This is a genomic window from Paenibacillus agilis, assembly GCF_007786455.1.
Classification (GTDB): Bacteria; Bacillota; Bacilli; order Paenibacillales; family Paenibacillaceae; genus Paenibacillus_B; species Paenibacillus_B agilis.
The window spans coordinates 340,661-361,805 of record NZ_VNJK01000001.1 but is presented as its reverse complement, the minus strand read 5'-3'; the positions used below and the strand labels follow the sequence as shown (position 1 = coordinate 361,805).

Annotated in this window: 24 protein-coding genes; 8 read left to right on the top strand and 16 right to left on the bottom strand. The window is 39.0% G+C overall.

The genetic code is table 11. From position 1 onward, the window contains the following. Positions 1-23: 23 nt before the first annotated feature. From FPZ44_RS01560 to FPZ44_RS01550, 3 genes are all read right to left on the bottom strand, one after another. Positions 24-206, bottom strand: a complete 183-nt coding sequence (locus FPZ44_RS01560) for a hypothetical protein (protein ID WP_144986768.1) — start codon at positions 204-206, stop codon at positions 24-26. 195 nt (positions 207-401) lie between these two features. Beyond that, on the bottom strand, positions 402-908 hold the full coding sequence (mug, locus tag FPZ44_RS01555; RefSeq protein ID WP_144986766.1) for a G/U mismatch-specific DNA glycosylase: 507 nt from the start codon (positions 906-908) through the stop codon (positions 402-404). A gap of 143 nt (positions 909-1,051) precedes the next feature. Continuing rightward, positions 1,052-1,675 (bottom strand): response regulator transcription factor, encoded by a 624-nt coding sequence (locus FPZ44_RS01550; protein ID WP_144986764.1) that lies wholly within the window; start codon positions 1,673-1,675, stop codon positions 1,052-1,054. 652 nt (positions 1,676-2,327) lie between these two features. On the opposite strand from FPZ44_RS01550, the gene FPZ44_RS26660 reads away from it, so the two are divergent. Next, positions 2,328-2,432, top strand: a complete 105-nt coding sequence (locus FPZ44_RS26660) for a DUF6254 family protein (protein WP_222429784.1) — start codon at positions 2,328-2,330, stop codon at positions 2,430-2,432. A 138-nt stretch (positions 2,433-2,570) separates the two neighbouring features. On the opposite strand, the gene FPZ44_RS01545 is transcribed toward FPZ44_RS26660, so the two are convergent. Further along, the gene (locus FPZ44_RS01545; protein ID WP_144986763.1) at positions 2,571-4,541 is read right to left on the bottom strand and encodes a methyl-accepting chemotaxis protein; all 1,971 of its coding nucleotides are present in this window, start codon (positions 4,539-4,541) and stop codon (positions 2,571-2,573) included. Between the two features lie 362 nt (positions 4,542-4,903). Between FPZ44_RS01545 and FPZ44_RS01540 the strand changes: the two genes are divergently transcribed. From FPZ44_RS01540 to FPZ44_RS01530, 3 genes are all read left to right on the top strand, one after another. Further along, on the top strand, positions 4,904-5,035 hold the full coding sequence (locus FPZ44_RS01540) for a DUF1540 domain-containing protein (RefSeq protein ID WP_144986761.1): 132 nt from the start codon (positions 4,904-4,906) through the stop codon (positions 5,033-5,035). 227 nt (positions 5,036-5,262) lie between these two features. After that, a complete protein-coding gene (locus tag FPZ44_RS01535) occupies positions 5,263-5,445 on the top strand; it encodes a YjfB family protein (protein ID WP_144986759.1) in 183 nt (60 codons plus the stop codon). Positions 5,446-5,587: 142 nt separating this feature from the next. Further along, entirely contained in the window at positions 5,588-5,920 is a 333-nt protein-coding gene (locus FPZ44_RS01530) for a DeoR family transcriptional regulator (protein ID WP_144986758.1), read from the top strand. 170 nt (positions 5,921-6,090) lie between these two features. On the opposite strand, the gene FPZ44_RS01525 is transcribed toward FPZ44_RS01530, so the two are convergent. The 3 genes from FPZ44_RS01525 to cysC all read right to left on the bottom strand — a co-directional run bounded on the left by FPZ44_RS01525 (position 6,091) and on the right by cysC (position 8,969). Next, the gene (locus tag FPZ44_RS01525; RefSeq protein ID WP_261378353.1) at positions 6,091-7,593 is read right to left on the bottom strand and encodes a stalk domain-containing protein; all 1,503 of its coding nucleotides are present in this window, start codon (positions 7,591-7,593) and stop codon (positions 6,091-6,093) included. Positions 7,594-7,835: 242 nt separating this feature from the next. Continuing rightward, positions 7,836-8,246 (bottom strand): thiol-disulfide oxidoreductase DCC family protein, encoded by a 411-nt coding sequence (locus tag FPZ44_RS01520; protein WP_144986756.1) that lies wholly within the window; start codon positions 8,244-8,246, stop codon positions 7,836-7,838. A 114-nt stretch (positions 8,247-8,360) separates the two neighbouring features. Then, positions 8,361-8,969, bottom strand: a complete 609-nt coding sequence (cysC, locus tag FPZ44_RS01515; protein WP_418789114.1) for an adenylyl-sulfate kinase — start codon at positions 8,967-8,969, stop codon at positions 8,361-8,363. Positions 8,970-9,139: 170 nt separating this feature from the next. On the opposite strand from cysC, the gene FPZ44_RS01510 reads away from it, so the two are divergent. After that, positions 9,140-9,940 carry a DUF2935 domain-containing protein gene (locus FPZ44_RS01510; protein ID WP_144986755.1) on the top strand — a complete coding sequence of 267 codons (801 nt, stop codon included), beginning with the start codon at positions 9,140-9,142 and terminating at the stop codon, positions 9,938-9,940. Positions 9,941-10,037: 97 nt separating this feature from the next. Here FPZ44_RS01510 and FPZ44_RS01505 read toward each other — a convergent pair whose 3' ends face one another. From FPZ44_RS01505 to FPZ44_RS01480, 6 genes are read right to left on the bottom strand one after another with little or no spacing between them, the layout of a single operon-like run. Beyond that, positions 10,038-11,183, bottom strand: coding sequence for a hypothetical protein (locus tag FPZ44_RS01505; protein ID WP_144986753.1), 1,146 nt, complete (start codon positions 11,181-11,183; stop codon positions 10,038-10,040). Then, positions 11,180-12,517, bottom strand: a complete 1,338-nt coding sequence (locus FPZ44_RS01500; protein WP_144986751.1) for a F390 synthetase-related protein — start codon at positions 12,515-12,517, stop codon at positions 11,180-11,182. Before FPZ44_RS01500 ends, FPZ44_RS01505 begins: the two co-directional genes overlap by 4 nt. Next, entirely contained in the window at positions 12,510-13,361 is an 852-nt protein-coding gene (locus FPZ44_RS01495) for an MBL fold metallo-hydrolase (protein ID WP_144986749.1), read from the bottom strand. Before FPZ44_RS01495 ends, FPZ44_RS01500 begins: the two co-directional genes overlap by 8 nt. Continuing rightward, positions 13,358-14,344, bottom strand: a complete 987-nt coding sequence (locus tag FPZ44_RS01490; protein WP_144986747.1) for an NAD-dependent epimerase/dehydratase family protein — start codon at positions 14,342-14,344, stop codon at positions 13,358-13,360. The genes FPZ44_RS01495 and FPZ44_RS01490 overlap by 4 nt, the downstream gene beginning before the upstream one ends. Continuing rightward, positions 14,341-15,504 (bottom strand): ATP-grasp domain-containing protein, encoded by a 1,164-nt coding sequence (locus tag FPZ44_RS01485; protein ID WP_144986745.1) that lies wholly within the window; start codon positions 15,502-15,504, stop codon positions 14,341-14,343. The genes FPZ44_RS01490 and FPZ44_RS01485 overlap by 4 nt, the downstream gene beginning before the upstream one ends. Further along, the gene (locus FPZ44_RS01480; protein ID WP_144986743.1) at positions 15,494-16,483 is read right to left on the bottom strand and encodes a beta-ketoacyl-ACP synthase III; all 990 of its coding nucleotides are present in this window, start codon (positions 16,481-16,483) and stop codon (positions 15,494-15,496) included. The genes FPZ44_RS01485 and FPZ44_RS01480 overlap by 11 nt, the downstream gene beginning before the upstream one ends. A gap of 426 nt (positions 16,484-16,909) precedes the next feature. Between FPZ44_RS01480 and FPZ44_RS01475 the strand changes: the two genes are divergently transcribed. Further along, complete coding sequence (locus FPZ44_RS01475) at positions 16,910-17,359, top strand: general stress protein (protein WP_144986741.1); 450 nt, start codon at positions 16,910-16,912, stop codon at positions 17,357-17,359. Between the two features lie 57 nt (positions 17,360-17,416). Continuing rightward, the gene (locus FPZ44_RS01470) at positions 17,417-17,743 is read left to right on the top strand and encodes a YflT domain-containing protein (protein WP_144986739.1); all 327 of its coding nucleotides are present in this window, start codon (positions 17,417-17,419) and stop codon (positions 17,741-17,743) included. Between the two features lie 271 nt (positions 17,744-18,014). Here the strand turns inward: FPZ44_RS01470 and FPZ44_RS26290 are convergent, their stop codons facing one another. Together FPZ44_RS26290 and FPZ44_RS01465 are read right to left on the bottom strand one after the other, a co-directional pair. Continuing rightward, on the bottom strand, positions 18,015-18,152 hold the full coding sequence (locus FPZ44_RS26290; RefSeq protein WP_186785875.1) for a hypothetical protein: 138 nt from the start codon (positions 18,150-18,152) through the stop codon (positions 18,015-18,017). Next, positions 18,137-18,724, bottom strand: a complete 588-nt coding sequence (locus tag FPZ44_RS01465; protein WP_186785874.1) for an accessory gene regulator B family protein — start codon at positions 18,722-18,724, stop codon at positions 18,137-18,139. Before FPZ44_RS01465 ends, FPZ44_RS26290 begins: the two co-directional genes overlap by 16 nt. 992 nt (positions 18,725-19,716) lie before the next feature. Between FPZ44_RS01465 and FPZ44_RS01460 the strand changes: the two genes are divergently transcribed. Then, the gene (locus FPZ44_RS01460) at positions 19,717-20,220 is read left to right on the top strand and encodes a hypothetical protein (protein WP_144986735.1); all 504 of its coding nucleotides are present in this window, start codon (positions 19,717-19,719) and stop codon (positions 20,218-20,220) included. A 62-nt stretch (positions 20,221-20,282) separates the two neighbouring features. On the opposite strand, the gene FPZ44_RS01455 is transcribed toward FPZ44_RS01460, so the two are convergent. Continuing rightward, a complete protein-coding gene (locus FPZ44_RS01455; RefSeq protein WP_144986733.1) occupies positions 20,283-21,143 on the bottom strand; it encodes a CPBP family intramembrane glutamic endopeptidase in 861 nt (286 codons plus the stop codon). Between the last annotated feature and the right edge of the window lie 2 nt (positions 21,144-21,145).

The following is a 21,145-nucleotide window of genomic DNA, read 5'->3' as shown; positions in this document are numbered from 1 at the left end:
ATATAAACTTGCATCATCAACCGTCACCGAGCGCCCTGCAGCTCATAATTAGTCGTATGCCATTCCTTCACCATCTGATTGAGCAAAAATTGATCCTGATTGCTCAAGCCGTACTGATTGTCATGCACCAAATACTGATGAATATTTCGCCGCAAAATTTCATTCCGTCTGTCCAACATTTCGATCTGTTCTGTCGTTTGTATCACCAAATCACTCCAATTAACAAGGATTTCCTGTTAAGGATAGGTCCAGTCTACAGGAAATCACCCCCAATTGAAAATTGGATGTGAAAGGATTACTTCCCATTTGCAAGAGTGAGCAGGGCTGAGCCTGCCTCAGCAGGTCGAGATATACAATTACGCGCAGATCCTCACGAATCCTGACGATGGTGGCAAAAAAGTCTAATCCAAATGCTCATGCAGCTTCGAGAAAATGGCCACAATCTCGTCCAATTTCATGCGTACAAGTCCACTGGATGAAGGTGCAACGAACTCCCACACGCCTTCTACAACAGATGTTTCCTGAAACCCCCACTGCACATCGCGTCTGCCACTGTATTTTTCATATACACCTTTCCCGACAAAGCATACAACCTTCGGACGGTATGTACGTATTTTATCTCGCAAAATCACTCGTCCTTCTGCATATTCCTCAGCAGTTATATCGGCAGCTGCCAATGTTGGCCTTGCGACGATATTTGTAAATCCATAGCCAAGCTCCAGCAAGTCCTGATCTTCTTCAGGACGATAGCGCCGTTGCGTTAAACCTGCCTCATGAATAATCGTATAAAAGCGATTGCGCGGATTGGCGTAGTGATGTCCTGTCTCTCCCGAACGAAGACTCGGATTAAAACCGACGAACAACAGCTTGAGGCCTGGCTGGAGATGATCATTGATGGCTGCTAACACGGTTGCTTCCTCCTATCCAGTACAATACAGTCCTTCTTAAGTAACTGCATCTAATTATAGCCTCTATTATAGACGGTCCAAATCCGCATTACGAACGCAAAATTAAATGAATATGTGAATGATTATGATGCCCTGATGCCCTACTAGCTAACTGGACCAAGCAGTCCTAGCTCATAGCCTTTTGCGACAGCACTGCCGCGAGACTTAACCCCAAGCTTCTGATTAATCGAAATAATATGATGCTCAACCGTTCTCATACTAATCGCCAATTCGTAAGCGACCTGCCTGTTATTTTTTTCTTCTGCGATGCGTCTAAGCACTTCTCGTTCAATAGCAGACAACTGTTCCTGCTTCAAAGGATTGGTTGGACGACTAGGAGATAAGAGGTTGCAGCCGAGAGCAACTTGTCTAATGGTGTATAGAATTTCTTCGTAGGGGGATTGCTTGGAAATATAGGCATTGATACCAATTTGAAAAGCTTTCTGAATGAGTACATTATACATATAGCCTGAAAGCATGATGATCTTCATTGAAAATGATTCAAGCTCCTTAAGCTTAGTGGATAATTCAAAGCCCGTCATATGAGGCATCGAAGCATCTATTATAATAACATCAGCCTGGAGTTGGGGCATGTCCTCCAACAGAAGCAATGGATCTGTATAGCTTGCTACAACTTCGATATCCGGCTCTAATTGGAGCCGATTATGAATCCCCTCAAGGACAAGAGGGTGATCATCCAACAAAATAACTCGTATGGATTCGTTCATGAATAATTCCCTACTTTCGAATTAGTTACATTATGTATGAACTACAGCGGTTAGTAAGCAACAAATATCGAGAATAATTCTTCTTATTCATGTCATTAGGTTCTTGGTATATTCGAACTCGCATGAATGGAGGGTAAAACGAATGACTACTTGGAGATTGCAAATGGGGAGATAATTAGCAAACACTTCTAAAGAGTATACTAGAAGCGGCAGCAATTGTAAATTATTTCATAGAAAAAGTCCGTTCCTTTTCGAAAGTTATAGCGCTTATCTATAAGATGACACAAATGATGGATAAACGCAAGATCACCTTGGTTCTTATGCCGAAAACAATATGGAGAAAATGCAGGGTATCAAATAGCCTGGCATATTCTAATATGAATCGAATGCTGCGCTGTTAATCGCGCCACATATTTGTCAGCATAGGAACGGTCAATCAAACCTATGCTAAGACCACTTCTTGATTAGCGGTTTCGCCGCCCGCTTAATTAAAGAAGTAACGGGCTCATATCTATCGCTTCATCGTTAACAGTTACCAAGTCACTTCAGTCAGTAATAACGTGTTAAAGTTAGTTTCAACGTAGTTAAAGTTAAAAGTCAGCTTCAACAAGCACCACAGCATCTCCAACATTAGATTAAGGGGGATTTCTTAATGTCCGTACAGAAACGCCGTCGGGAAAATGCAGACAAAATCCGCAAGCAAACCCCGCACTCACACGGGAAGATCAAATCTTTCCGTGAGCTGTCCGAACAGTAACGGTGCAGACGCAAGCGACTTGTCGCTTGCGTCCTCCCCTTATACACGTAGTATAACCCAATTCAATTATTATCATGAAACCCATGAATAAGGGCAAGCTTCTTTCCGTTAATGAACGCAAAAACTTCTACGTCGAAATTACAATTTGAACTTTGATGCAGACTCCTGCAGCGTTTCCGCGATCTTGGCAAGATGCGCAGCTGATGCAGCAATTTCCTCCATAGAAGCAGTTTGCTCTTCACTTGCTGCTGCCACCAGTTCAATTTCTTCGACCGATTGCTCAATCAATTTACCCGTGGAATCAAATGAAGTTAACATCATCGCATTCGTCGAACGCAATTGTCCACTGCGATCTGCAATGCTTTGCATGTGGAACGCCATTTGTTCCAATGAAGCAAATACTTCGTTAAGCTTACTCGTTACAGAGAGCGTTTGCTCATGACCTTCTTGTACAGAAGCTGCGCTAACCTGCATCGTTTCATATACGGTGTTAGAACGATCCATAATCTTCGTGATAATATCCGTTATTTGTGAACTCGCCTGAACCGTTTGTTCAGCAAGTTTGCGTATTTCACTTGCAACAACAGCAAATCCACGACCATGCTCACCAGCATGAGCAGCCTCAATGGCTGCATTAAGCGCGAGGAGCTGTGTTTGCGAGGCTATATTTTGAATAAACGAAACAATCCCTTGCACCTGCTTTGCTTCTTCATTTAGCGCTTCACTCTCAGCACTCGCTTGTGCAGAATGTTTCTTCATATTTTCCATTTGCACGCCGACGTTGAACAATTGGTGCTGTCCCTCAGATGCTAAGCGGTTCACTCCTGTCGTAGTCGCAGAAGATTGCTCCACCATATGTACAATTTCCATAAGCTCTTGGCCAGCTTCAACGGCTAGCACTTGTACTTCTTGCAAGCTTTGGCTCGTCTCTTCCGTTTGAGAAGATACTTCTTGCAGTGATTCCGATACTTGTGTAATCGTGCTAACATTTTGATCCGAATTCGATGACAGCTCTTCAGATGCAGCTGAAACATTTTCAGAAGCCTCCATAATCTGCTTCATCATATCTGATAGTGAATCAGACATCTCATTGAAATGGTTCTGCAACTGTCCAATTTCATCAGTCCGAGTACTTTGCTTTGTACGTACAGTAAGATCTCCAGCTGCGATTCGCCCAGCAAGTACTTGAATTTGGGCAACAGGACGAATAACGCTGCGCACAATGACTACAATATAGAACACGAGCAAGGCAAGCAGCAGCGCAACGAAAATGAATGCAATTTTATAAAGGCTGTATGTCAGCTCCTCCACTTCTGCTAGCGGAAGCACTGCCACAATATTTAGCCCCAGCAAATTGCGTTTATCAAAGCTAACGTACTCTTCTTTTCCATTTGTCATTATGTTCATATTGCCATGGTCGCTTGCTTTAAATGGAGCAAATTGAGCATCTGTAAGCTTGTCACCAAACTTCATTTGTGGATGAACAAGCACGTTGCTATCCTGATCCAGTAAACTTATGTATCCTGATTTACCTACTTTGTAGGACTTAATTAAATCGCTAAAATTATCGATCGACACATCAATGCCGACTACGCCATCATTGGCTGCTAACGTTTTGGAGAAGGTTATTACGATTTTCCCGGTCACTTTATCTTGATAAGGCTTCGAAATAACAACTTTTCCTTTGGCCTTCATTGCATCCTGATACCAAGGCCGTGACTTCGGATCAAACCCTTCCTGCAATTGACCCGTGCTTTCATAGTATTCATTCTTGTACGCAACGAATACCGCTAATAGGTTATTCATATCGTGCGACACATCACGTACACGATTTTGTAAATACGTTGGATTCGCTCGCTCTGGTGTTATGCTTTTAATCAAGCCATCCAACGTATGCGCGTAATTATCATAAGCTTGATTCAACACCGTTGTAATTGTAGCCGTAGATTGCTCGACATCACCGAGCAGCGTATCTTCATTTTGATTAACCGCAAAATTTGTTATCGCAAACGTCAATGCCAATACAGGTATCATGACTAAAAGTATTAATCGTACCAGCGTTTTCTTGGCAAGTGAACGATAATAAGCTTTTCTCCATCTATTAAGCACGGCCTCTCCTCCTTAAAATTGCATATAAATGTCTGTATACGATTTATCGGAGGAATAATTGAAAACTGAATAGGCAGAAAAATGTAATTGCTGGGATTAATATTTATAAATTATTAACAATTTTATTATCTTATATCTATCAAATCTAACATGTGTAAATAGACCCACTTATTCTACTTCCTCAAATAAACCGCGTGGTGATAGTGATTATCATTATACTGAGACTAATAATCACTTCTATTATCTATAATATTGTCATTATTAATTGAAAAAACTGTATCACAAATTATTAAAAATAAGTTATGCTACATTCATACAAAACAACGAATTACAAACACCTGAAATCTGAGGAGGAATTATAAATGTCTATTATCAAATGCCCAATCTCTGAATGTGTGAACTGGAAAGAAAACAACTGTGGAGCTTCCGTGGTTCAAATCAAGCAAGAAAACGCTGAATGCCTAACGTTCGAAAAGAAAGAAAACAGAAAGTAATCTAGTCTCACTGTCTGTATAGGAAACAACTCATCATCACGAACAGTCATCATATAAAAAGCCCTTCCTTATGCTGCAAATTGTTATTCCGTTAATTTGGATGACATCTCACATAAGAAGGGCTTTTTTTGCTGTGTCTCTATAATGGCTCACATTTTCTAAATTATGGAGCACATCAACGATTCCTAATCTACCGATAACATAATTATGAGGAGGTGTTATGCAAAATGGATGTAGCTGCAATGTCAGTTCGTATGAATCAGAGCATGTTGTCCCAAGCCGTCAGCCTTCGGGTCACGAAGATGTCGCAAGACCTAGCAAAACAAGCCGGTAACGATATGGTGCAACTACTGCAACAAAGTCAAAGTGTGCAGCCAAACTTAGGACGTAACATCGATATCAAAGTTTAACCGCTTATTTTCTCAATCTCCCTCCACACCTCTTGACTACCATAACAAACAAAAAATGTAATCTTTCACGTTCTAATCAATGTGACAAGCACATACATATGGGAATGTAACATAAATAAAAGTTGTGTGGAGGGATTACCAGATGAACGAATTAGCACGTGAATTTATTGCTAGTATTCGATCGGAGAAAGCGCCTTTAGATGGACAAAAGCACCGCTCTAGTGGAAACTTTAGCACAGAGGTTCTTCCTCCAGGTACGAAGCGCTTACTATGGGAAGTAGAAGGCGGCGGCGTAGATCCGTATGATATCTCATTCGATGTAAAAAGAGATGTCTCCGCTGGCACCGATCCTACGGAACTGCAAGATGTGATTACTGGAAATGCATCTAAAGTGATATCTGCTCGCTCCTTATATATTGCTAATCCAAGCGGTGCACAGGCTTCCTTCATCGTGAAAGTTTACGCAATCACATAATCATCATAGCTACTAAATAGATAAACAAAAGGGGCCTAGCCAGCGTCTAATCGACGTAGGCAGCCCCTTTTTTTCGTATATGCTAATAGTCTTGCATGCTGCTAGGTTCAGCCCGGACATACATCTTTCATTATATAAGCTTACCTACTAAGCACCTCAAAAGTGATAGGCTATTGCATCGTAATTGAAATTTTGTCATCCTGCTTCGACCAGCTTACTTTGGCACCAAGCGTCTCACTAACGAAACGTAACGGAAGGAACGCGGTATCTCCAGATATAAACGGAGCTGTTTGCAGCTTTACTGGTTTATCATTTACTTTCGTTTCTCCCGTCGAGAAGTTGATCGAAATAACGGTTGTCGTTCCACTAGCTTGCTTCTGCGTAACAAGTGCCTGCTTATCTTCGGCATCCCATTTTATTTCAGCTCCCATACTGCCAAATACAGAGCGCAGCGGAATAAAGGCTTGATCGTTGCGGACGATAACACCGTTCGTCAATGGTACGGACTTGCCGTTCAATTCAACGACTATTGGCTTTTGTACGGGAACGATATTCGAATATTCATTGTCATATTTATAATCCCCAGATCCATAATCAGCATAGGAGTTCAATCCCCACGCCCATAACGTCCCATCTGCTTTCTGCATAATCATATGCTTATAACCATCTTCTATTTCCACGATATCTTTAGCTACCAACTCGAACTTAGGATTCGATGGCATCTTCTCATGCTGCGTGGATGTCCGATACACATCTCCATTTTTCGTCCGAGCCACTAATTCACGATCTACGACTAGAGCTTCTTCAACCTGAGCAATAGTTGTAAGTCTAACCGGGGATAAATGGGTCAAATAATCGGTCGAATCCGAATATCCCGTAACCGTTCCACTTAAAAACCATAGCCTAGACTGTGAATCGATTGCCATCTGGGAGTAGCCATCAGAGTAAACTTTTTTAATGTTATTTACGCCCTTCACGCGGAATGGAACAGCCAACTTCCCTACGGAATCTTCCTCAGGCAGCGCCCACAACGTACCGTCTTTCTGCAAAGCAAGATTACTACTAATGTCTGCAATATCCGTTAGACCTTTTATTTGCTGTATAGATGTTGAATCTTTCACATTGCTCTGCCATACCGTTCCGTCTTGCTTTAAAGCTAGCCAATACGTTTCGTAGCCCTTATCTTCTATCGTATACGAATAAGAACTAAGACTTTTCACTCCATTTAGTCCCTCAACCGGAATGAGCAGATCGGATAACGATTTTTCTAAATCTTCGCTATCTGGATTTAAAGAATATACTTGACCTTTCTCGTCGAGCAATATGTATCCAGGATAAACACTAATTACATCTTTAACTCCATAAAGCCCTTCTATCGGTGTAATCTCTTGTTCTCTCGTATTCATTTGATTTTTCTGAAAATAATAAACGGAATGATCCTTCTTCACAATGAAGGTATTATCCACGGTATAAGCTACATCTGATATGGAATGCACTTGAGTCGGAGCAGATTGCTGTCGTCCCCATACCCATAAGGATCCATCTTTCTTAACAATGGAGTTAGATTCAAAGTTAGCCATATTGGATTTCACAGCTGCTGGCGCAGCATATGCCGGAATCGCTGCTACTGCTAACATCGATGCAATACTAAAACTAGCTATCCATTTCTTCATCACGTCTTTGTTTCTCCCCTTCTGTTCAGATCTGTAAGCTTTCTTATGTAATATGACGCCCAAAAAATTAGAAAGTTTCACCAATACATATTTTTGTAGAAAAATATATTTTTGTCGCATTACCAAATCCAACCCTGCAACAACAACGAACATAAAAAAGCCGACTATTTATGAAAATAGTCGACTTGGTATGAAACCGTTATATTATCATTCCTGCACACAACGAGATATATCGCAACTACTCATCCTAAAAAACGCTTCCGTATATCAGGAGATGGCAGCATACAGCTGTCCTTTTTCCCAAACCATTTATACCTGTTCTTGGCTATTACATTGTAAACTGCATCTCTAACTACTCTTGGCACAGCAAGTAAATAATAAAATAGCTTCCAGCCACCGTTCAAACCTCTACAAATTCTAAGCGCAGCAGAGGATTTGACGTAGTATTTCTTATTCTGTATCAATATCACACTGTCGATACTGTTCGGAACGTTATAAGCATTCATTAGCTGTTGACCAATCTCACTTTGTATAGAAGCAAACCTAAAAAGTGCTTGAGCATCTCGCTTAATAATGAATTGAACGCTGTGGTCGCAGAAGTTACACTCTCCATCGAATAAGATGACATTATTGAGCTTGTCCACTGTATCCATGGCAACCCACCCCTTCATATGGATAATTATAACACCCGCTTCCAAGCTGCTCAATCACCGCGAACGCGCACCTTTACTAACATCTTCCATCTCATGGATAGTGCTTCAAACCTTTTAAATGATTTGTCGCGCCTTCAACTCCGTTGCAATTCTACCTACCGCTTCCGGTACCGTTTCTACTTCAGTCATAATCGTCATTTCCGCATCCTGTGGTTCTTCATAGGGCGCAGATATACCTGTAAAATGAGGGATTTGCCCGCTGCGGGCCTTTGCATACAAGCCTTTCGGATCACGGCGCTCACATTCAGCCAAAGAGCAGCATACATAGATTTCGATATATGGATGTTCGCTCAAAATCTGGCGTGCCATCGTTCGATCCGATTGATACGGAGAAATAAAAGCGTTAATCACAATGAAGCCCGCATCCGCAAACAACCTGGACACTTCGGCGATACGTCGAATATTTTCCGTCCGATCTTGTTGACTGAAGCCCAAATCCCGATTCAATCCCAATCTTACATTGTCACCGTCTAACACATAGGTTCTAACACCACGATCATGGAGACTTCTTGCCAGCGCATTAGCCAAGGTCGATTTCCCCGCACCAGACAGACCCGTGAACCAGATTACTCCGCCCTTATGTCCATTTAACAACTCTCTCTCGTATTTGTTTACAGAAGCTGAATGCCAACGGAGATGATTCTCGCTCGACATGTTGTCCATAATATGCAGCCACCTTTCGCGATGATGATAACAATGAGAGTAGATCCGACCTGTCCTTCTCCAATCATTATACGCTGTATGTAAGTGATGGTACATGACGCTAATGTATAGGAAATAAATATAGCGAATAAAATGCACTATTGACCGTAAAAGCATGGAGGTGGGGATGATTGTCAAACGCATTTGTGGCACGATCATTGGACGAAATCCGGTTTTGGTCTCGTATCATGAAGGAACATTCACTTTTTCTTAAATTAGGATTCAGATGTGAGGATACCCAGCTCATTAATGAAGCCAATCAATTCTATTCCTTATTTGAAGGAATAGAACGCCAAGCACATTCGCACACCGTTGCAACAGATCCTGAGCAAATCCAGCGATTTAACGTAGAGGTACGCAATGCCGCTGCACACATATGGGCATTTAAAAGAAAAGTGTTGGGCTTAGTGCTCAGCTGCCAAATGCCTGGAGCTAACAATTTCCCATTACTTATCGACCATACCAGCAGAGAAGCCAACTACTTCAAAAACCGTCTCGAACAGCTCAATAGCGGAAAATTAGATCCTCTGCCCGATGCAATCATTAATGAGAACGTCTTTTTCTTGCGCATTATGGCCGACCATGCAAAGTTCATCGGGCATTTACTTGATCCGTCGGAGAGACAACTAGTGGAACAGGCTCGCAATTTCAGCCATGATTTTGATCAACTATTATTCCAAGCACAAGATCTGGATTCGATGCGGCCTCAATCGCAAACAGTTTCGCTGCTCGATCAATTTTTGGACGAAAACCGTGTTTCTGTGAAATCTCTACGTGACTTCAAAAAGACAGCAAGAGATCTAATAGAAGCTTGCCGCATTAAAAGCATTATTCATCCTTTACTAGCTGATCATGTATTTCGCGAAGCGGAAAGATTCCTTACGATTATTGATATGTTCGAGCAAAGTCTTGCGTCTGTGAAATCCAAGTGAGAATCAATGCTCCTGACATCAATTCTCCCCAATAAAAGAGGTCTCCCACTTGTTCCATGAACTTATGAGAGACCTCTATTTTTATACAATTCTAGTGTTAGAAGCGATGTTTTTTTGCCATCGGTTCTATCCATGTATCTAGTATCCAAGCTAGTACTTTCCATACCCTTTGTTGGTTAGGTGGCAAATGAGCGTAATACATATAACTGTATTCAATCTGCTGTTTTGCACCACGATTTCGTTTGAACTCTCCGGCCCCCGCACTACAATGACAAATTAAATCTTTTTCGATAGAATCCATTGTAATAAGGAGAGACAGAATACGGTATAAGCCTTGCTGCTGATCGGTGTTTGTACGATAGCCAAGAATAGGCGTTGTCATAACTCCATCCCTAATAAAATAAGCAATGACACCATCTATGGTGTCTCCTTTCTTTATAGCCTTTATCTCAAATAAATGATGCTGAAGAGCATTCCATAAATAATCGGGTGTAAACATTGGATTATGACGGGAATATTTTTCAATATATAGTTGATTGTATAACTCGGAAATTTGTGAAATATCCTCTCTTGTTAATCCTTCATTCGTAATGATTTCATAATTGCTTTTGTCTAATAAATTTTTATCGTTTAATAAGTCTTTTCGTTTCTTCGAATTCATTTCTTTATAGTGTTTTGGGTCAAATAAGTATATAGAACGGGACATCATGTTATTGTAACCTACTGCAGATAATGCTTGTGTAATCGTAGGATATAATTCGTTATTTAAAGAGCGAAATATAATCGTATGCTCTGGAAATTTCTCAACAAATAAATTCGTAATCTGTTCAATTTGTTGTTTGTTAATAGAGTGATAAAGATTGGTTGATAGCATCCAATTATTTACGACAATTACTTTATTCATATTCGTTCGTCGCAGCCAGCTTCCCATAAGATGAATCGGATAGGTTAGCAGCTTCTCTAACCATGGTTTTCTTAACTCCCATAACTCTTCCAATGCATAGGATATGTAATGTGTATAAGGAGAACATACATATGAATTTTCGAACTCCGCGTTATTAATCGTAACCGGCAAGATAAGATCATCCATTTCTAATAAAAATAGCTGCGTGTTAACATTTTCAATACATGCGGGAACGCCTTTTTTGAAAAAAGGCAGGAAGCTGTCTCTTACATAGGCTCCATCTTTTTTTGAAGCCCAGTCAATGCTATGCAAGGAATGAGCGTCGTGCAACTTAATCATATCTGTTCACCATGACTTACAAGGCGCTCTATTCTTTTTAATTTTTTATCATGTAATTGAATATCGTAATGTGAAAAGAAAATATGCGGTACAGCACACTTTTTAGTAGACCACAGTGCATGTAACTCCTGTATGACATTTGATTGACATGATTCGAGATGTTCTGGTGGTACTTCAAGTTTAATTTCAATGTTATTTAGGCTATGCTGGATCACTTTAAATTGTTGAATTTCATTGGATGCAAATATAATTGCTCTTCGAATGAAGTCAGGAAAAATAGATATCTCCCTATTATCCAATTCACTTCTTCCAATAAAGATATCATCGCAGCGACCATCAATTCGTTCTAAGGCTAAGAAGAGAGAACCACAGCTGCACGCCGTCTTTTTCTCAATTAAGATGTCATTGAGACGGTAACGTATAATAGGCTGTGTCTTCCTCATGAAATCCGTAATAATGGGAACGAATATCCCGTTTTCCTGGTCTAAGTATTCTTTTTCAATATGAACGAGATCTTCATTGATGTGTAATGTCCCCTGACTGCAGGTGGTGGCAAGAAAACCTTCTGTACATTGGTACACTTGGTGTACGGTCTGTTGGAAAGTTGCACGAATAAACGCGCTATCCATATCTTCAAGCACTTCTGCTACAGAAATAATTTTTTGAGGACAAATGCTAATAAGTCCTTCTTGCTGCCAGGAAGCGATCTTTCGCAACATAGACGGAGGTGCAATTAAAATAGATGGATTTACCTCATTTAATCGAGTGATATGCTGCTGAAATGAATCTAGTAAATCAAAAAAATGAAAGGAGATTCGCTTATTTTTTGTTGCTTCGTATAAATTGCTATTTGCACGCAAGAAAAAAGCAATCGTGTGTTTATGGAGGATACTAGAAGGAAGCACCTTTCCAATAACCGAGCCAGCCCACAACGTTTGTTCTTCCTCAGAAACGAGAAAAACCCCACGATTTCCACTAGTGCCTGATGATAAACCGACCGTTATATGACGAATGGTAGGCGAGAAATTTCGGGTCTTTTCAGCTTCAAATGCTACACGAAATGCTTCTTCCTTTGAAATATTTACTGTATTTAATGTATCAAAATGCTCCATCATTACTTCTTTATCAATGATAGGGAGCGCGGCCAACTGTCCCTTTTCAATTTCTTCTAAAAAAGGAGCATATAACTGACGATAGAAAGGAGAATTCTCTATCGTAAACAATAGTTGTTTTTTTATTTGTTGTTTATGAAACCGTTCCAATTGTTTGCGATTTGAAAATCGTGAGCCATATTTTGTTTTCAAGTATTGCTGGAGAATGCGTAATTTATTCATAGTACACTCCTGCTTTAATTTTATCCCATGTGTGCTCGCAATGAGTTGGTACAATTTCAATCTCTGGTGATACTTGAGATAAATGGTGCAGCTTCTCGATATTCTTTCGATAAGATGTTGGGTCACTAGTTAAAAGGTTCGCAATCTTACTAGGAAATACAAGGTTTTGATACGTTTTGCTTAGCCACACTGCGTCTGCACAAAGAAAGACAATTTTATTACTACCTAAATGGACGAATAGACCAAATTGTCCAGTTGCATGTCCTGTTAAGTCGACAGCAAGTAATGAGCCATCACCAAATACATCGTAACCCTCTTCAAATCCCCCATAGGCAGAAGGTAAGTTAATTGATGGAGTTTGATCAATAAATGTCATCCTTCGCTCTAAATCAATCGGCAATGTATCTTTTAGGCACCCTTTTAATAGAGCCCCAAATTTACTTCTCTTTTTAATATCCTCATAAGCTTTTGCGAAGGTTAGTATTTGGGCTGTTGGAAAGTCGAGCAAACCAGCTGTATGATCCCCATGAAAATGTGAAATCACAATATATTTAATTTCCTCTGGATGAATCCCATCAAGAAGCAGCTGCTGTTTAATAGATTGCTCTTCCGTAAAATGAACAGGGGTTAGTTTGGCATATACAGAGTAAGGAAATTTTTTGGTTGCTTCTTTAAAGTGTCCCGCATATCCCGTATCAAATAGAATATAGCCTAAGCTTGGATGATGAAGTAATCCTACTGTAGCTGGAAAACGGATTTGTTTCCAACTGCCCTTGGAGTAGGCAATTTTTTCTGGATGTGTGCAATATCCTGTATCATATAGCTTTAAAGATTTGATTTTCATTGTATTTTCCACCAGTCTACAAATTGTGTGATTCCTTCTTCTATACTGATCTTTGGAGCATATCCTAGTTCTTTTTTAGCTTTATCAATATTTAAAGTCTGGCTTTTTGAAAGGACACTAACCGTATATTTGGTGAGAATAGGTTCTTTTCCAAATAAAATCGTTTTTGAAATTGCTTCTAGGATAGCAGCTAGTCTAAAAGCAGCTTTGTAGGAAATGTTTTTATATTGTACCTCCTTATCAAGCCGCTTCATGACATGTTCAATGACTTCATATAAATTTACACGTTCATCATTTGTTATATTATATTTTTGTCCTAATGTAGGTATGGGGGAATCCATACAAAGAAGTAAAGCATCTACAACGTTCTCGACATAGGTAATATCAACAAGAACATTTTCTGTACCAATTCTCGGTAGGGCACCTTTTTCACATACTTTAATAAGACGCGGAAGAATAGCGTTATCTCCTGGACCAAACAAAGCGCGTGGGCGTATCGTGATAACGGGTAAACCATCAGCGAAAGCTTGATCAACAGCTTGTTCAGCCATGTACTTCGTTTTTGCATAATGATTGACAAACGTATCAGGAAGCTTCGCATTTTCTGCTACATCTTGCCGTTCATCATAATAGAAATAAATACTTGGTGTTGATACATGGATAAGGCGTTTTATACCGGACTTTTGACTTCCCTCGATAATATGTTGAGTTCCTAACACATTCGCATTGTAGAAATCTTTATATTTGCCCCAAGGAGAAGAAAGAGCACCGCTATGAAAGATATAATCTTTATCCTTACAAACTTGCAGCACACTATTTCTGTCTTCAAGAGGACAATGTACAAACTCAATTCCATTTTGCTCTAAACATTTGCCAATTGTTCTATTTCTCCCGATTGCCGTTACTTCATAGCCCATATTCATCAATCGAAAGGCGAGCTTTTGGCCTAAAAAGCCCGTTCCACCCGTCACTAGCATTTTCATAAATGTTCACCATCCCATGCTATGTCATGCGTTGTTTGCTCTAAAATAGTCCGTTCATGTTTAACACTTTCACGCCATAATTTATACATGCTAAAAAACTGATAAAAAAATGGTTTCCTATCCGTGTGGCTATAAATGATATCTGGATAGGAGCATAAAACTTGTAACCATCGCTTACGTTTTTGTTTACTTTTTACGTAAGGGAGTCCATATACAAGCATGGCTAACCGAATGGCACACTCGGAATGTGGTTTCGGAATTAATGTATGGTTTACGTTTGCATGAAAAAAAGCGGATACTATTTCTGCATCAAATAAATGTAACCCACTTGTGGCACGTGGATTACACTCAATGGGAATAGCATCTCCGTTCTCGGTAACGATAAAATCAAAGGCAATCTGTCCAGAGAAATCTAGCTCTTTTACAATATGCCCAACAAACTGTTCTATTTTAGGATGATCAATGGGTTTAAACGCTATGGTAGCGCCTACCCCTGCCGTAAATTCCGTTTTATAGGTAGAGTGAGCTAACACGTTCCCAGATTGCGCGATGCTGTAAGAGCAATGCTGTGTTCCTTGGATAAACTCTTGAAGGATGTAATTTGACTTGTCTATCATGTTTTCTTTTATAGCAACCTCTTTTGTAATAAACTCCACTTTATCAGAGAAACGGGAGAAAATCGGTTTTAGCACAAAAGAAGCAGTGTCTGCTGTTTGGTAAAGCATTGTTTTTATGTCTTGTTCATTATTGGTTCTATACGTTGCAGGAACTCGCCAACCTAAATTCGCTGCTAACTGAATAAAGTCCCATTTATTATGGAGTAATGAAAGTTTGCGAAAATCATCTACGAATACATGACAAAATGGACTTAATTGTTCTTTATATCTAGATATATAAAATATTTCTTCACAAGTAGGAATAAGTACATCCACATTACGACGTTGAATTATCGATAACAGCGCATGAATACATTCATTTGTTTTCCACTTTGGAGAAGGAATTTCATAAAAGTAATCCGTACTTGTTGAAACCTTGCTTAATGGATAAGGAATACTATCTGCCATAATAACGGTATGACCGGTGTTATGAAACAGTCTGCATAGATGTAAAGCCGCTGGTGCACGTGCCCCTGTAATTAATACAGTTTTCTTAGTATTCAAGAAGGATTCCCCCGATAGAAAGTCCAGCAGAAGTACCTAGCAGTAATATTTTATTTCCGCGCTGCACCTTCTTTTGTTTAATCGCTTCGAACAAGGCGATTGGTATCGATGCGGAAATCATATTACCGTAGTCTTCAAAAATGGTCATAAAGCGCTCTTCCTCAACTCCTAATTTTTTACGAATCAATCTCATAGCTGGTCCACTTGCTTGGTGAGGAACAATTAAATCAATATCGTCTAAGGTATAACCCGTATTCATAAGTAGTTTATCGATAAACTTCAACATATACGTAGAAGATAGTTTGAAAATAGCTCTGCCATTCATATCGAATAGGAAGTCTTCTTTTCTCTCTTCGCTGTATTCCCTAGAATGAATCATCGTTCCACCGCCACGAATTTCTGATAGATGAGCACCAGAGCTATAGGTTTCCATATGAGAAGCTATAATGAAAGATGTATGATCGCTTTTTGCTACAACAACAGCTGCAGCACCGTCACCGAATAAAATGCTGCTTTCATTTTGTCCCCAATTTAATCCCACAGAAGAAATTTCAGAAGAAATGATAACCACATTGTTGTATCTCCCGCATTCCATTGCGTAAGAAATCGTATCAAGTGCTGTTACGAAGCTTAGGCAGGTTGAGTTGACATCAAAACAGGGAATACCAGAGTGCTGTAGCCCGAGCTGTTCTTGAATAAGTGATGCAGTAGAAGGGATTGCCTGTTGAATCGTTCCGCTTCCGCAGATGATACAATCGATATCAGCCCATGTTAGCCCCGCATCTTCCACCGCTTTTTTTGCAGCTTCAGCCCCCATATAAGAAGAGGTTTCACCATCAACAAAGTATCGTGTTTTTACCCCAGATTTTTTTAATGTCCAGCCTTCTGGCACATCTAACATGCGATCTATTTCGAAAGAATCTACTTTTCGTTTTGGAAAATATGTGCCTATCCCTTTTATGCTAATATATCTTTTCATTCTCTATCTCCTCTTAATCTTTATATATCTATTTAAAAACTACGTTGTAATCTATATATTGTTGTGGAGAAATACAGAAATTTTTTGTGAAATTTAGGTTTTCCCTTAGGACCTTCTATTCATGTCTCTCTGCAAAAAGAGCAAGTTCTCAAATAGAGAATTTGCTCTTTTTGCATGAGGGTTCTTCAAATATATAATTTAGTAAAAAATTTCAAATCATTAATCATATTATAACAACTATATGAAAATGTTTAATAGTATATTTTTCACAAATTACAGATTTCAAATTCTATACATTACCAAATGATTCAAACACTTTATTTTCTTTTAACATCTAGAGACCCTGTTTTAAAAAATCAGAGCGAGGGTATTTCTAAATTAACCAAGCGAGCAACAACTTCAAAATTAATCTGGAGGTGCTTTAACATGAACAAACAAAGAATAGTAGGCTATTACAATTCAGAATCTGAAGCCATATCCGCAATTGAAGAGCTGAAAAGACAAGGATATGCAACCAATGAAATTTCGATTATTAGTAAAAATAAAGAAGATACAACTGCTATAGCAAATGAGACAGGGACACAAGTAGCAGAAGGTGCAGCAACTGGTGCTGTAGCTGGCGGCCTACTCGGCGGCTTCGGCGGATTACTTGCAGGAGTAGGCGCGCTCGCTATTCCTGGTATCGGACCTATTATTGCGGCAGGACCGATTCTTGCAGGTCTAACAGGTGCAGCTGCAGGAGCGGGAGTCGGTGGGTTGACAGGTGCTCTTATAGGTTTGGGTTTACCAGAGGAGGAAGCCCATCTATATAGTGCACATGTGAACGAAGGAAAGATTCTAGTTCTTGTCGATAACGATAGATCATCTATGTACTGATTTACCTAATCGACCTAATCATTAATAGATCAATAATTATAATTGGAGGGATTTATCATGAAAGTAAATCTAACAGTAGAAAACGTAAAGCAAGCTAAGCTAGAGGTAGAGAAACTAGAAATGCAAGGATATTCAAGAGATCAAATTTATATTTTCGCTCATTCCAAAAAGAGAGGCGAGCATATTTCAGATGCACTGCATACCGAAGAAGTGGGAATTAGTGAACAAGGCTTTATTGACAGCATGAAAAATATGTTTAACTCTCGCGGAGACGAGCTTCGCAACAAAATGGAAGCAGTCGGTCTATCTGCACATGAGGCAGATCGTGCAGAAGAGCAACTAGATAGAGGCAAACTCGTTATCGTTGCTAATAAACACGTGTAATAACATTATCATTTTATAAAACTCTGTGCAGAGTGAATGTGTAAATAGGAAGCCCCCATTGAAATGGACTGTAACGTCGATTTCGATGGGGGTTTATTTTTATCCCGCAGTTAGTCAGTAAAATTAATCTATTATTATGACGGAGTTAAATAAAAAGAAAAGGTCTCTCATAAGTTCGTTATACTTTATAAGCGGCCTTCTATAACTAATTGTAGGTTAGTACAATCTCCGTCACGAGTATATTGTTATTATCATTCATGTAATCACTTTTTTAGTTGGCTTGCTCTTTAGATGTTTTAAGTTCTTTTGGAAACGGTTGAGCACCAATCCACAACTTTCTCCCTTTAGATCCACGCTTAGCGCTCTTGCCCAATAGATTCCCCATCATTATAGCTATCCTTTGACCCATGATATCACCTCCCCCCAAGAAATTAATAACATCGCCTGTGCAAAAAATGCCAACCCTAATACATCAGACATGATAAATAAATTGGATGATACTATCAGTACAGATATTACTTTTAAATAAGGATCCAGCTTTGAAGGGTTGACCTCTATAAAATCATTAGGCGCTAATATCGCAAATAATAAGATAGACAAAAGCGTAATTATTAAAGTTATGGATTTGTTTAACATTATGAACGGTATCAGGGTAAATAATACAGATGAAACGAAAGCACATGTTGTTAGTGACCTCATATGCCAGCCACCCGAAAATCTACGTGATACAGCGAAACCAATCAATGCTATAAGCGATTCTGTTAATCTTCCCGTAAATAAAGCGAATATTACAGTAAGTAAAATCGTAGCAATTAAATTTAACCTGACCCCAAGTTCATACTCCATTATCTCCACGCTAGTCGGTCCTTCTGGGTCACTTTGCTTTATCTTTAATGCGATATATTTTGATAGCTTCTCTAATACCAGCCAAATCCCCCCTTTAGATTCATATGTATGAAATATAAAGCTTATAGCAGACATTATGACCACTACAGGCGGGCTTGCGTTAAACAGCATAACCAACGGAAATCCAATTTTAATACATGGTGAAAACAATGACTGCCCTTATAGATAAGTCTATTAGCTCCTTAGCATCATCATAACCACATGAATGGGTACAATACTGAAATAAGTAAATATACCATGTTCAGAACTAAGGATTAATAATGTTAGGAGTTGGCATGCACTATAAAACAAGCCGTGGAACCTTAACTTAAGGATCCACGGCTTGTCAAAGTAATTACCTTAATCAATTTATGTCGCATAATGAGTAGGTTCTTGATAAGATCCCTATACGCACCGTATGTGATAATATATACTGGATGCAAAAACCGGGATTTATATCTAATTTTTCTTTATAACATAATAAAGAGCAAGCAATGCTCTTAATAAAAAAACAGTATTAAAAAATATGACGAAGGTTAATACCAGTACATTGTTTAAATATCCATTCATATATCCTACAGAGAAGAGAAAAATAACTAGTACAAGGTTACTAATGAAGTTTGCAATATTACTTGATACTGTTCTCTTAGATACTAATTCAACGTAATTCCTTATAAACTTCCTCATTGTGACTCCCTCCATAATATAGAGTCTCGCCTAATCCGATGTCTACATTTTAACAATGGAAATGAAGCATGTTATACTGGATTTAAAAACCAAAATAATCCAAGAAAAAGGATGTGCTTTCATGAAATACTCTGTGGTGGGATTAGTTCTTATTGTATTCTCGGCTTTTTTGCATACATTAGAGCGTATAGCAGCTAGGATATGTTCATATATGTCCGCAATCGGGCAACAAGGAGGGTTTGACACTAGGCCGACGTATCCTTCTATAACTGATAACATCTTCGTTTTAGCATTTTTAGTAGGTGGATTAATTCTTCTCTTTATTTCATTACTCCAGAAAAAATCAACAAAACCCAAGCTATAGTCTTCATTTCCATTTTGGAATACATGAGGGTGGTACTATGATAATAAAAAGTTTGGCATTAGCCCTAGCTATCACGTTACTGTTTGGAATTACGGCTTGTGCTCAGTCTAGTGGTGATGTAGATGCTATACAGTTCTCATCATTAAGTGAAGCAACAGACTATGGACTAAAGTCTGAAAAAGCAAACTTGCTGTTACGTAAAGAATTTAAAAATAAACATTACAGGTTGATTGAAAACCATGAAAAGTTCTTTGCTCTAGCTGTTATTGATAAGAGTGGAAATTTGTATGTGTGGAACAGAGTAACTGCCTATTTAAGTACACCGTCATATATAATGTTTTCTTACAACCAAGGTTTAGACGATGAAGTAAATATAATAATAGGGAAAACTGATAAAGGAACTAAAAAAGTTAAACTCGATAATAAATTAGATGCTGTAGAACAGGATGTCTATAATGGCTACTACATGTGGTTTGATGTTCCTAAGAGCAACCATGCCTACAATGTAGAAGTGGTTGACACTTTCTGTTCTAACTGTTAATCGATTATGTGAGAAAAAAGGAGCTGCCTCCATGCAAGCTCCTAGATTGTGGACTAATTCTATTATATATGCAACTTCTCAGCCTTTTGTAAGCTGCTAGCATTGATAGCCTTTACTTTCGGCTTGATCCGATGCAACAGAAATGAAAATACGAGTCCAATTAGAAGTGCTGGTACAAATTGAAGCGCATTAAATAAATCCGTCCTTACAATACCACTGTGTGCTACATCTGAAAAGAAGGTGTACGCCCAATGAAATAATACTACAGCAAACAAATTGTACTTTGTTTTGATATAGATGTAAGTATAAATAAAGCAACTGCTCGTTATCGATATCATGAAAGTGAAAAATAACTGTTGATGCTCCTGCTGATTCGTACCGATGATATAGAACAATGGCAAGTGCCAGAAAGACCACACTACCCCAATGATTAAACTCGCCATGTTAGGACTCACAATGTTTAATAATCTCTTTAAAGCAAAACCTCTCCAACCATACTCTTCGGATAATGGGCCTAGTATTAGCAACGGAAAAATAGTAGGTAGTACAGACAATAATGCAGCATAATGAAAGTTTCCACCCAAAGCTAAATAGATAACCATCCAAGATACAGAAAAATAGGCTGCTGTTAGAACAATCGCCGTAACCCATTTCAATCCAATTTTAACTCGAAAGGCTTCCTTCATAAATGGTTTAACTCGTTGTTTACCTTCAAAAACGGTAGTAAGAATGATACCTGTTATCGAAGGGACAAAGCCTCCCATTATAAACAATATAATGGCCCACACCGGTCCAACTGCTCCACCTTTAAAGCCGATAGTTGGAACTCCCCATACAGCAAGCGGCCCCCAAAATACAAATAAGCTTAAGAAAATAGTAATGATGAAAAATACGATAACCTCTTTTAATTGTTTATTTTTCATAC